This window comes from Acidovorax sp. FG60 (assembly GCF_057808995.1).
The window spans coordinates 67,137-79,205 of sequence record NZ_JBMDJC010000025.1; the positions used below are offsets into that span (position 1 = coordinate 67,137).

Here is a 12,069-nt window from a genome sequence, read left to right on the forward strand (position 1 = left end):
GAACAGTTGTGAGTAACGAAAAAAGCGCTTCGTCGACCAAGCCGGAAAAGCTGGTGGCCGTGAAAGGCATGAACGATATCCTGCCTCCTGAATCCGCCCGATGGGAGTGGCTGGAGTCCAAGGTCCGCACCCTTATGGCTCGATATGCCTATCGCAACATCCGTACGCCGATTGTTGAGCCCACGGCGCTGTTTGTTCGTGGCCTCGGTGAGGTCACGGACATCGTCGAAAAAGAGATGTACTCATTTGAGGATCGTCTCAATGGCGAGCATCTCACTTTGCGTCCCGAAGCGACTGCAGGGGTGGTTCGCGCAGTCGCTGAACATTCCATGCTGTATGACGGAGGCAAGCGCCTCTACTACATGGGGCCCATGTTCCGCCATGAGCGTCCGCAGCGCGGGCGGTATCGCCAGTTTCACCAGATTGGCGCTGAAGCGCTCGGCTTTCCTGGTGCGGAGGTCGATGCGGAATTGATTCTTCTAGCCCACTCGCTGTGGCGCGAACTGGGGTTGCAGAACGTGCGCCTGGAACTGAACAGCCTGGGTGAACCGCATGAACGCAAGGCGCACCGAGCAGCGCTGATTTCGTACCTGGAACAGCATGTCGAGGTGCTGGATGAGGAAGCGCGTCGGCGTCTGCATAGCAATCCGTTGCGCATTCTGGATACCAAGAACCCCGCTATGCAGGCTGTGGTGGAGGCCGCGCCTCGATTGATTGATTTTCTGGGGGCAAAGTCGCTCGCGCACTTTGATGCTGTGAAGTCCATTCTGAGCGCCAACGGTGTGGCCTGGACAGTGAACCCCCGGCTGGTTCGGGGCATGGACTACTACAACCTTACGGTCTTTGAGTTTGTCACTGATCAACTGGGGTCGCAGGGCACCATTTGTGGTGGTGGTCGCTACGACTATCTAATAGAGCAGATCGGTGGCAAGGCAGCCCCGGCGGTGGGTTGGGCGCTTGGGGTTGAGCGTGTGCTTGAACTGCTCAAGGAGCAGACCAGCACGGTCCCAGCCCTTGTACCTGATGTCTATGCCGTGATCCCCTCTGTGGCGGCGCTGCCCGTGGCTGTGACCACCATTGAGCGCCTGCGGCAGTTGGGCCTCAGTGTGCAGATGCATGCCGCGCCTGCAGGGGGCGAGGGTATGGGCAGCATGAAATCCCAATTCAAGAAGGCAGATGGGAGTGGCGCGCAGCACGCGCTGGTCTTTGGGGAGGATGAGCTGTCCCGGGGGATGGTTGTCGTCAAGTCATTGCGCGATGGTGTGGGTGCACAGGCTGACCATCCGCTAGATTCCCTGGCCGATTGGGCCTCCAACCTACAATCCAACCGCTAAACAGAACACATTCCATGGCAAATCACCTTGATCTCGAAGAACAAGAGCAGCTTGATCAGCTCAAGCATTTCTGGAACACCTGGGGCACCCTCATCAGCTCCGTGCTGATTTTGGTGGCAGGCTCCTTGGTCGCCTGGAACGGATACCAGTATTGGCAGAACCGGCAGGCAAGTCAGGCCGCAGCGCTCTACGATGCTGTAGACGTGGCTGCCCGAGCGGGTGACCAGGCGCGCATGGCTCAGGCGTTTGCCGACCTCAAGGCTAAGTATGCGGGCACTACCCAGGCCAGTCAGGCGGGGCTTGCATTGGCCAAGACCATGGTTGAGGCAGGCAATGCTGATGGCGCCAAGGAGGCGCTTGCCTGGGTGGCTGCTCAGTCGGGAGATGATGGTCTCAAGGCCTTGGCCAAGGTTCGCTTGGCCAGCGTGCTGATGGATCAAAAAAACTACGACGACGCACTCAAGCAGTTGTCTGGAAGCGCTCCTTTGGAGTTTGAAGCGGTCTTTGCAGATCGAAAGGGAGACATTTATCTGCTGCAGGATAAGCGTGCGGAAGCTATTGCGGAGTATGCCAAGGCCTATAAGTCCTTCGAGGAGGGGGTGGAGTACCGTCGTCTTGTGGAGGTAAAGCTCGGTGCTCTGGGTGTTTCTCCACAAGGTGTTGCAGTAGCTGCCGCCGGATCCATTGATGGGGTGAAATAGCCATGGCATTCATTTGTGAAGACGGCGCAAAGGGCAGGGTGTTCGGCCTGCGGTGCATTTCTTCAGCGGTCCTGGTTGTCACATTGGCTGGATGCTCGCTGTGGAGCAGCGGGAACTCCAAGCCGATGCCGGCAGATCTGGGGGCCAATGTTGCGGTGCTGGGTGTGCGGCAGGCTTGGACTGCGCGCATTGGCAGCGTTGCTGGATTGCCGCTTGATGTCCATTCCGCAGGCAATGTGGTGACTGTTGCCTCCTCCGACGGGGTTGTGGCGGCCATCGACGCCCGAACCGGTGGCGACGTCTGGCGTGTAGCGCTTTCAGAGCCTTTGTCTGCGGGGGTGGGTAGCGACGGAAAATCGGCTGCGGTTGTTTCCCGCAGCAACACCTTGATCGTTCTGGATGCTGGCCGCGAGCGGTGGCGCCAATCAATGGCTGCGCAAGTATTCACCCCCCCTCTCGTTGCTGGTGGACGCGTATTTGTGCTTTCAGCCGATCGTTCTTTGGCGGCATTTGATGCGGTGTCGGGCCGCAAACTCTGGAGTCAGCAGCGCCCCGGTGAGCCTCTGGTTTTGCGCCAGGCGGGCGTTTTGCTGGCTGTTGGAGACACCTTGGTTGCGGGGTTTTCCGGCCGTGTCGTAGGTCTGAATCCAGACAATGGCAGCGTTCGTTGGGAGGCTCCTTTGGCGAGTGCGCGGGGGACCAATGATGTTGAGAGACTGGTTGAGTTGGTTGGGCGTACCAGCAGAGTAGGTGATTCCATCTGCGCACGTGCCTTCCAGACGGCTGTGGGTTGTGTCAATGCTGCCAGAGGCGCAGTGACCTGGGCGCAACCCGCCAGTGGTGCCGATGGCGTGCATGGAGACGGGGAGGCCCTGTTCGGTGCTGAGGGCAATGGCACGGTCATGGCGTGGCGTCGCAGCGATGGTTCGCGTCTGTGGGCCACCGACAGGCTCAAACACCGCAAACTGACGGCGCCCTTGTTGTTGGGCCGCTCCGTCGTAGTCGGGGACGACACAGGCCTCGTTCACCTGCTATCCCGCACGGATGGTTCTCCGCTCAACCGCATCGCCACGGACGGATCTGGCATCGCCGCAGCACCCGCTGTGGCCGCAGATACGTTGGTGGTGGTTACTCGCAATGGTGGTGTCTACGGATTCCGTCCAGATTGATGGATTTTATTTAATGAAGCCAGTTATCGCCCTCGTGGGGCGTCCGAATGTCGGCAAGTCCACGCTCTTCAACCGCCTGACCAAGTCCCGCGACGCCATTGTTGCGGACTTTGCAGGGCTTACGCGTGACCGGCATTACGGCAATGGCAAGCAGGGCAAGCACGAGTACATCGTTATCGATACCGGCGGTTTTGAGCCTGATGCATCGAGCGGAATTTACAAGGAAATGGCCAAGCAGACGCAGCAGGCCGTTGCTGAAGCTGATGTGGTCATTTTTGTAGTGGATGCGCGCGCAGGTGTATCTGCGCAAGACCATGACATCGCGAATTACTTGCGCCGCCTTGGTAAACCTTGTGTACTTGTTGCCAACAAGGCCGAAGGGATGCTGGAAGGCGTGCAACTCGCCGAGTTCTATGAGCTGGGTCTGGGCGAGGTTTACCCTGTGTCTGCTGCCCATGGGCAGGGTATCCGAAGCCTGGTGGAGATTGCGCTGGAGCCGCTTCAGCTTCCTGACCCTGACGACTCTGATGTTGAATCTGACAAAGGCATCATCAAACTTGCTGTGGCAGGTCGGCCGAATGTTGGCAAATCGACGCTGATCAACACCTGGCTCGGCGAAGAGCGTCTGGTTGCGTTTGATATGCCGGGAACGACCCGTGATGCGATCACGGTACCCTTCGAACGCAATGGGCAGCGCTTTGAATTGGTGGATACGGCGGGATTGCGCCGCAAGGGAAAAGTTTTCGAGGCGATAGAGAAATTCTCGGTCGTCAAGACGCTCCAAGCCATTGAATCGGCCAATGTGGTGCTGCTGTTGCTCGACGCTACCCAGGGTGTCACTGATCAGGATGCGCACATTGCGGGGTACATCTTGGAGAGCGGGAGAGCCGTGGTTGTTGCGGTTAACAAGTGGGATGCCGTTGATGACTACCAGCGTCAGTTGCTGGAGCGGTCTATCGAGACCCGGCTCGCATTTCTGAAATTTGCGTCCTTGCATTTCATTTCTGCAAAAAAACGGCAGGGTTTGGGGCCGGTGTGGGCATCGATTGCCCAAGCCCACAAGGCGGCAACCTGCAAGATGTCAACGCCAGTATTGACGCGCCTGTTGCTAGAAGCTGTTCAATTTCAGAGTCCGAAACGCGCAGGCATGTTCCGGCCAAAGATGCGATATGCCCATCAGGGGGGCATGAATCCCCCGGTGATCATCATCCATGGTAATTCGTTGGAACACGTCACAGATGCCTACAAGCGCTTTCTGGAGGGCCGCTTCCGCAAAGAATTCGACTTGGTGGGTACACCGCTCCGGATAGAGATGAAGACATCGCACAACCCTTTCGCTGATAAAGAGGAAGCCTAAGTCAAAGGCTGGATTCCCAAAGGGCCATGCATCCTGAGGCGGGGTTGTGCTCCGTGCTGTGGTAAGGTGCTGGTTTACAACAACATTTTTGAACACGGAGAATATCGTGAGCAACAAAGGCCAGCTTTTGCAAGACCCCTTCCTCAACGCTTTGCGTCGGGAGCATGTTCCTGTTTCCATCTATCTCGTGAACGGAATCAAACTGCAGGGGCAGATCGAATCGTTTGATCAGTACGTGGTGTTGCTGCGCAATACAGTCACCCAGATGGTCTACAAGCATGCCATTTCCACCATCGTGCCGGGCCGCGCGGTCAACTTCTCTACTGCCGACACCTCTGATGCAGATAGCAACAACGCTTAAGTTGTTGTTTGTGTTGCCGTTTTCGCGTCTTGCCCTGATCGGGCCAGGGGGCAATCCACTTTGCAATCGATGACCGCTTCGTCGGGAGATGGCACCCCGGTGCTTCTGGTTGGGGTTGATTTTGGTCTTCCTCACTTCGACGCCGATCTCGAAGAGTTGGGATTGCTTGCCCAGACAGCTGGTATGAAGCCTGTCGCCCGCTTGACGTGCAAACGCAAGGCACCGGATGCGGCCTTGTTTATTGGTAGTGGCAAGGCGGATGAAATCCGTACGTTGGCACAAATGCATGGCGCGGCGGAAGTCTTGTTCGATCAGTCTCTCAGTCCGGCGCAGCAGCGAAACCTGGAGCGTCACCTTGAGCTTCCAGTCAATGACCGAACGTTGTTGATCTTGGAGATCTTCGCGCAACGTGCCCGCAGCCACGAGGGCAAACTCCAGGTGGAGTTGGCAAGATTGCAGTATCTCAGCACCCGCCTTGTGCGCCGCTGGTCGCATCTCGAGCGCCAGACAGGGGGCATTGGTGCGCGCGGCGGCCCGGGTGAAAAACAGATTGAACTGGATCGTCGGATGATTGGCGACGCTGTCAAGCGCACGCGTGAGCGCCTCGTGAAGGTCAAGCGCCAGCGGACCACCCAGAGAAGGCAGCGTGAGCGACGCGATACGTTCAATATTTCATTGGTGGGGTACACCAACGCTGGTAAGTCCACGCTCTTTAATGCGCTGGTGAAGGCTCGCGCCTACGCTGCAGACCAATTGTTTGCAACACTGGACACCACAACACGGCAACTCTATTTGGGCGATGCTGGGCGATCGGTATCCCTCTCGGATACCGTAGGGTTCATTCGGGACCTTCCTCATGGCTTGGTGGATGCATTCCAGGCAACGTTGCAAGAGGCCATTGATGCGGACCTTTTACTCCACGTAGTGGATGCCTCCAATCCGGGCTTTCCTGAACAAATGGCTCAGGTTCAAAAGGTCTTGAACGAGATTGGTGCAGCTGACATCCCCCAGATACTTGTGTTCAACAAGTTGGATTCTCTACAGGCTGAGCAGCGCCCCCCGCTTCTTGAAGACCAGTACGACGTGGATGGGCATGTCTTCCCGCGCTTGTTCGTGAGTGCTCGTTCTGGTGAGGGGTTGGATGCCCTGCGCCATGCGCTCTCGCTAAGGGTACTTGCCGCTCAAAAATGCATGACCCCTGATGCCGCCATTGAATTGCCAGGGGCCGCGCCCTGATTGGGCACAATGCCAGCATTACCAATGCCATCCAGAGAACCAGAGACTTTGCGCATGAATTTTCAAAATCGCACCCTACGCTGGGCTTCGCTGCCAGAACGTATTCGGGGCATGTTCAATCTGAATGACCCTCGGTGGGGGCGCGGCGACGATAACAAGGCAGACGACGGTGCACGTCCGGAGGAGCGTCCTGCTGCGCCTCCTCCAGCCGGAAATCGGGGCGGTGATCAGCGGCCTAGCAATGGACAGCCGCCCGACCTTGATGAGCTTTGGCGCGACCTCAACAAGAAGCTCGGAGGTTTTTTTGGCTCCAAGAACGGCGGTGGCCGTGGTCCGGGCAACGGTGGTAGTTCGGGGGGGGGCTTCCAGCCAGATATGAAGAGCGCTGGTGTGGGCGTGGGGCTGATCGCTGGGATTGTCTTTGTGATCTGGATGGGAACAGGGTTTTTTATTGTTCAGGAAGGTCAGCAGGCGGTCATTACCCAGTTCGGGAAGTACAAAAGCACCGTGGGTGCAGGTTTTAACTGGCGTTTGCCGTACCCCATCGAGCGCCACGAACTGGTATTTGTCACCCAGATTCGGTCAGCCGATGTGGGGCGAGACAGCATCATCAAGAGCACCGGTCTGCGTGAGTCGGCCATGCTCACGGAAGATGAAAATATCGTCGAGATCAAGTTCGCGGTCCAGTACCGCTTGAGTGACGCCCGCGCGTGGCTGTTTGAAAGCAAGAACCCTTCGGATGCGGTGGTTCAAGCTGCGGAGACGGCAGTTCGGGAGGTGGTCGGGAAGATGCGCATGGATACGGCATTGGCCGAAGAGCGTGATCAGATCGCTCCCCGTGTCCGCACACTCATGCAAACCATCTTGGATCGCTACAAGGTAGGTGTCGAGGTGGTAGGTATCAATCTGCAGCAAGGTGGTGTCCGTCCACCTGAGCAGGTTCAGGCCTCCTTTGACGATGTCCTCAAAGCGGGGCAGGAGCGTGAGCGGGCCAAGAATGAAGCCCAAGCCTATGCCAATGATGTGATTCCGCGTGCAGTGGGGTCCGCATCGCGCTTGAACGAAGAAGCTGCAGCCTACAAGGCTCGGATTGTTGCCCAGGCACAAGGTGATGCGCAGCGGTTTTCTTCGATTCTGGCGGAGTATCAGAAGGCACCACAGGTGACCCGCGACCGCATGTATCTGGAGGCGATGCAGCAGATTTATGGCAACGTAACCAAGGTGCTGGTTGAATCACGGCAGGGTTCCAACCTTTTGTATTTGCCACTGGACAAGATCATGCAAAGTGTTGCCAGCGGGGGAGGTGCATCGGATGCTCCCGCTGCAAATACTACGGCCCCCGTTGCAGTGCCTGCAGCCCCTTCGACCACTTTTTCGAATGACCCCCGCGCGCGTGACAGCAGTCGCACACGCGATCGTGAATCTCGCTAGGAGCAACTCGTGAACAGAGTCGGATTTATTGCATCTACCCTCTTGGTGGTGCTGGCCCTGATGAGCTCCATGCTTTTTGTGGTGGACCAGCGCCAGTTTGGTGTGCTTTACGCCCTGGGGCAGATCAAGGAAGTGATCACAGAGCCAGGCTTGAATTTCAAGCTGCCGCCGCCTTTTCAAAACGTGTCGTACATCGACAAACGCCTTTTGACACTGGATAGCAGTGACACGGAACCCATGTTGACTGCGGAGAAGCAACGGGTGGTCATCGACTGGTATGTGCGGTGGCGTATCTCCGAGCCAACGGAGTACATCCGCAACGTTGGACTGGATGAGAGTGCCGGAGCGATGCAACTCAATCGCGTGGTGCGCAATGCTTTCCAGGAGGAAATCAACAAGCGCACCGTCAAGGAGCTTCTTTCCCTGAAGCGGGAAGCACTGATGGCGGATGTGAAGCGTGAAGTGCTGGAGACCGTTCGTGGCGCTAAGCCGTGGGGTGTGGATGTTGTCGATGTTCGCATTACCCGCGTCGATTACGTGGAGGCGATTACGGAATCGGTGTATCGGCGCATGGAGGCCGAGCGCAAGCGCGTGGCCAATGAACTCCGTTCTACGGGTGCGGCGGAAGGTGAAAAAATTCGTGCTGATGCAGACCGCCAGCGTGAGATTACTATTGCCAATGCCTACAGGGATGCTCAGAAGATCAAAGGCGAAGGTGACGCCGAAGCCGCGCGCATTTATGCCGAGGCGTTTGGGCGGGATCCGCAGTTTGCACAGTTCTACCGGAGCCTGGAAGCCTACAAATCCAGCTTCAACAAGAAGAGCGATGTAATGGTTCTTGACCCCTCGTCATCAGAGTTTTTCAAGACATTCCGAGGTGGAAACTCTGCGGCTATGCCTGCAGCACCCCGGAAGTAGTCCCCTGCTGATTTTCGACATCCTGCCGCTGTGGATTCGGAAAGCCTCTGGGCAGCGCTCGCCTTGGTGCTGGTGATTGAGGGACTACTGCCATTTCTTTCGCCTCAGAGTTGGCGACGTGCAGTCGCTCAGATTGCGCTGCTGCAGGATGGACAGATTCGGTTTTTCGGTTTGCTGGCAATCGTTGCTGGCGTGTTGATGCTCTGGTTCTGAACAGCGCCAGAGCCGGTAGCGGGTGGAGTCTCTCTGGGCTCTTCGCCGCTCCCGGTAGAATCACGGTTTTAACAGCCTCCCCTTTTTTCCATGTCTGCTTGGGTCCTTCCGGATCACATTGCCGATGTCTTGCCGTCCGAAGCACGGCACATCGAAGAATTGCGTCGCGGGCTGCTTGATACAGCCCGCTGCTACGGCTATGAGCTAGTCATGCCCCCGTTGCTGGAGCATCTTGAATCCCTGCTGACAGGTACGGGAGAGGCCCTCGATCTCCAGACCTTCAAGCTCGTGGACCAGCTCTCAGGGCGATCCATGGGGCTTCGAGCGGACACTACCCCCCAGGTCGCTCGAATTGACGCGCATTTGCTCAATCGCAAGGGCGTGACTCGCCTCTGCTATTGCGGGCCAGTGTTGCATACCCGGCCTGATCGTCCGCATGCCACCCGCGAGCCGCTCCAGTTCGGCGCAGAAATCTTCGGACATGCTGGGCTGGAGGCTGATCTTGAGGCGTTGCAGCTCGCCCGGGAATGCTTGCGCATTGCCAATGTGCCCAGCACCACGATTGATCTGGCGGATGTACGCATCGTGCGCAATCTTCTGGCGGGCGTGTCCGTGAATGCCCAGGTGTTGAGCGGTATCCATGCGGCACTGGCAGCCAAGGACGCCGCTGAACTCGCGGCATTGACCCGAGATTTCCCTGTGGAGTCGCGCGAGGGTTTGTTGGCGTTGCTTCAGCTCTACGGTGATCAGGGTGTGTTGATTGAAGCAAAAAAAGCCTTCCAGCGCTTTCCTGGCATATCTCAAGTGCTATCAAATTTGAATTGGCTGGCATCCCGCCTTGAGGGGGCTGCTGTCACTTTTGATCTGGCCGATCTGCGTGGCTATGCCTACTACAGCGGTGCGCGTTTTGCGATCTATGCCCCGGGCGCAAGCGATGCGCTCGTTCGAGGTGGCCGCTATGACGAGGTGGGGGCTGTGTTCGGCCGCAATCGTCCCGCAGCGGGGTTTAGTCTGGATATCAAGCAGGTAGTGGGCGTGGTCTCTCCACGGGCATTGAAAGCTGCTATCCGTGCTCCCTGGGGAGAGTCGGATGAAGTGAATGCAGCCATCGCGGAACTCCGCACGTCTGGTGAGACGGTGGTTTGTGTTTTGCCGGGGCATGAGAGCGAAGTGGACGAGTTCCACTGTGATCGGGAACTGGTGCAGATTGCGGGCCGCTGGGTCGTGCAGGCTGTTTAAGCAATTGACAATTGAATTGGGTTTGAGATGAAAGCAACCAAAGGTCGCAACGTAGTGGTGGTCGGAACCCAGTGGGGTGACGAAGGCAAAGGCAAGCTGGTTGATTGGCTGACCGAAAGTGCACAAGGTGTCGTCCGTTTTCAAGGTGGGCACAACGCGGGCCACACACTGGTCATTAATGGCGTCAAGACGGCGCTGCATCTGATCCCTAGTGGCATCATGCGCCCAGGCGTCAAGTGCTACATCGGCAATGGTGTTGTCTTGTCGGCAGCCAAGCTGTTTGAGGAAATCGAAGGCCTTGAAAAAGCGGGCGTCGAAGTGCGTTCACGCTTGCGAATTAGCGAAGCTTGCCCGCTGATTCTTCCGTTCCATGCAGCCATTGATGTGGCGCGTGAAGCTGCTCGTGAACAGGGTGGAACGGAAAAAATCGGAACTACTGGTCGCGGTATTGGCCCCGCGTATGAAGACAAGATTGCCCGTCGTGCCCTGCGGGTGCAAGACTTGAAGTACCCCGAGCGGTTTGCTGCCAAGCTTCGTGAATTGCTGGATCTGCATAACCATATCCTTACGACCTATCTGCGCTCGGGCGCCTTCGCGTTTGGTGATGCACTCAAGCCTTATATCGAGGACGGCAAGGTTCAGTTCGATGTGGTTTATGCAGAAGCGATGCGCCATGCAGAGTTGCTTAAGCCCATGATGGCTGATGTATCGCGCGAGCTCAACGACGCCCACCGAGATGGTGCCAATCTTCTGTTTGAGGGCGCACAAGGTACGCTACTCGATGTGGATCATGGGACCTACCCCTATGTCACTTCGAGCAATTGTGTAGCCGGGAACGCAGCGGCTGGCTCGGGCGTCGGTCCCGGTATGTTGCATTACATACTCGGTATTACCAAAGCGTATTGCACCCGCGTTGGCGGCGGCCCTTTCCCGACGGAACTGGACTGGGAAGTACCTGGTACGCCTGGGTATCACATGAGTACGGTGGGCGCTGAGAAGGGGGTGACCACGGGGCGTAGTCGTCGATGCGGTTGGTTCGATGCTGCGCTGCTCAAGCGGAGCGCTCAGGTCAATGGCCTCTCCGGTTTGTGTATCACCAAACTGGATGTTCTGGACGGGCTGGAAGAACTATTGCTCTGCACCGGGTATGAACTCGACGGTGAGCACATCGATCTTCTGCCCATGGGCGCGGAAGATATCGCACGCTGCAAGCCTGTCTACGAGACGTTGCCAGGCTGGAGTGAGTCCACCGTTGGCGTGACTGACTACGTCAAACTGCCACAGAGCGCTCGCCGTTATCTGGAGCGTATTGAACAGGTTACGGGTGTGCCTATCGATATGATCTCCACGAGCCCCGACCGTGATCACACCATCATGATGCGTCACCCTTATGTCGCTGGCTGATGATTTGAAATTGCCAATGACTTCCGCACCCACAGCTATCTATCCAGGAGCTACCGCATGTTGACCGAAGACGGCAAACACCTTTACGTCAGCTATGACGAGTACCACAGTCTTATTGAGAAGCTGGCGCTCAAGGTGCACCAATCGGGCTGGGCGTTCGACACGATCCTGTGCCTTGCCCGGGGAGGGTTGCGTCCTGGCGATATTTTGAGCCGCATCTTTGACAAGCCCTTGGCCATCATGTCCACAAGTTCTTACCGTGCCGAGGCTGGAACGGTGCAGGGGCATCTGGATATCGCGCGGTTCATCACGACGCCCAAGGGTGAGATCGCAGGCAAGGTGCTACTGGTGGATGACCTTGCGGACTCGGGTCACACCTTGCATGCGGTGATCAACATGTTGAAGACCAACTATGCACCCATCACCGAACTGCGCAGCGCTGTGATCTGGACAAAGGGCTTGTCGACGTTCACGCCAGACTATTCAGTGGAATTCCTGCCGACCAACCCCTGGATCCATCAACCGTTTGAGGGTTACGATAGCTTGAGTCCCGAGAAGCTGTTGGAAAAGTGGCGAGTGTGAAAGCCGGGCTATCGGTCTTTCGAGGGGGGTGTAAAGATTGCTCTCGAAAATTCTTCTTGCCCTCCAAACTAGTGCTATAGTCGAGGGCTTCGCTACTGAGGCGGTTCTGCAGAAATGTGGTGAC

12 protein-coding genes are annotated in these 12,069 nt (G+C 57.2%); all 12 read left to right on the top strand.

Annotation, left to right across the window (positions count from 1 at the left end; genetic code table 11):
- Positions 1 to 68 precede the first annotated feature (68 nt).
- The 12 genes from hisS (at position 69) to ACODS0_RS24845 (ending at position 11,945) form a co-directional block, all read left to right on the top strand.
- Positions 69 to 1,334, top strand: a complete 1,266-nt coding sequence (gene hisS, locus ACODS0_RS24790) for a histidine--tRNA ligase (protein WP_488837813.1) — start codon at positions 69 to 71, stop codon at positions 1,332 to 1,334.
- 14 nt (positions 1,335 to 1,348) lie between these two features.
- On the top strand, positions 1,349 to 2,035 hold the full coding sequence (locus tag ACODS0_RS24795; protein ID WP_055398657.1) for a YfgM family protein: 687 nt from the start codon (positions 1,349 to 1,351) through the stop codon (positions 2,033 to 2,035).
- A 2-nt stretch (positions 2,036 to 2,037) separates the two neighbouring features.
- A complete protein-coding gene (gene bamB, locus ACODS0_RS24800) occupies positions 2,038 to 3,204 on the top strand; it encodes an outer membrane protein assembly factor BamB (protein WP_488837804.1) in 1,167 nt (388 codons plus the stop codon).
- 13 nt (positions 3,205 to 3,217) lie between these two features.
- A complete protein-coding gene (gene der / locus ACODS0_RS24805) occupies positions 3,218 to 4,561 on the top strand; it encodes a ribosome biogenesis GTPase Der (RefSeq protein ID WP_228899703.1) in 1,344 nt (447 codons plus the stop codon).
- A gap of 106 nt (positions 4,562 to 4,667) precedes the next feature.
- On the top strand, positions 4,668 to 4,922 hold the full coding sequence (gene hfq / locus ACODS0_RS24810; protein WP_010464175.1) for an RNA chaperone Hfq: 255 nt from the start codon (positions 4,668 to 4,670) through the stop codon (positions 4,920 to 4,922).
- A 69-nt stretch (positions 4,923 to 4,991) separates the two neighbouring features.
- Entirely contained in the window at positions 4,992 to 6,158 is a 1,167-nt protein-coding gene (gene hflX / locus ACODS0_RS24815; protein ID WP_121420597.1) for a GTPase HflX, read from the top strand.
- Between the two features lie 54 nt (positions 6,159 to 6,212).
- Positions 6,213 to 7,589 (top strand): FtsH protease activity modulator HflK, encoded by a 1,377-nt coding sequence (gene hflK, locus ACODS0_RS24820; protein ID WP_488837807.1) that lies wholly within the window; start codon positions 6,213 to 6,215, stop codon positions 7,587 to 7,589.
- A gap of 9 nt (positions 7,590 to 7,598) precedes the next feature.
- Complete coding sequence (gene hflC / locus ACODS0_RS24825; protein WP_055398652.1) at positions 7,599 to 8,507, top strand: protease modulator HflC; 909 nt, start codon at positions 7,599 to 7,601, stop codon at positions 8,505 to 8,507.
- A 30-nt stretch (positions 8,508 to 8,537) separates the two neighbouring features.
- Entirely contained in the window at positions 8,538 to 8,720 is a 183-nt protein-coding gene (locus ACODS0_RS24830; protein ID WP_218301789.1) for a DUF2065 domain-containing protein, read from the top strand.
- Between the two features lie 90 nt (positions 8,721 to 8,810).
- Positions 8,811 to 9,959 (top strand): ATP phosphoribosyltransferase regulatory subunit, encoded by a 1,149-nt coding sequence (locus tag ACODS0_RS24835; RefSeq protein ID WP_121420593.1) that lies wholly within the window; start codon positions 8,811 to 8,813, stop codon positions 9,957 to 9,959.
- A 27-nt stretch (positions 9,960 to 9,986) separates the two neighbouring features.
- Positions 9,987 to 11,363, top strand: a complete 1,377-nt coding sequence (locus tag ACODS0_RS24840) for an adenylosuccinate synthase (protein ID WP_228899713.1) — start codon at positions 9,987 to 9,989, stop codon at positions 11,361 to 11,363.
- A gap of 57 nt (positions 11,364 to 11,420) precedes the next feature.
- The gene (locus ACODS0_RS24845; protein WP_121420591.1) at positions 11,421 to 11,945 is read left to right on the top strand and encodes a phosphoribosyltransferase; all 525 of its coding nucleotides are present in this window, start codon (positions 11,421 to 11,423) and stop codon (positions 11,943 to 11,945) included.
- The last annotated feature ends 124 nt before the right edge of the window (positions 11,946 to 12,069 follow it).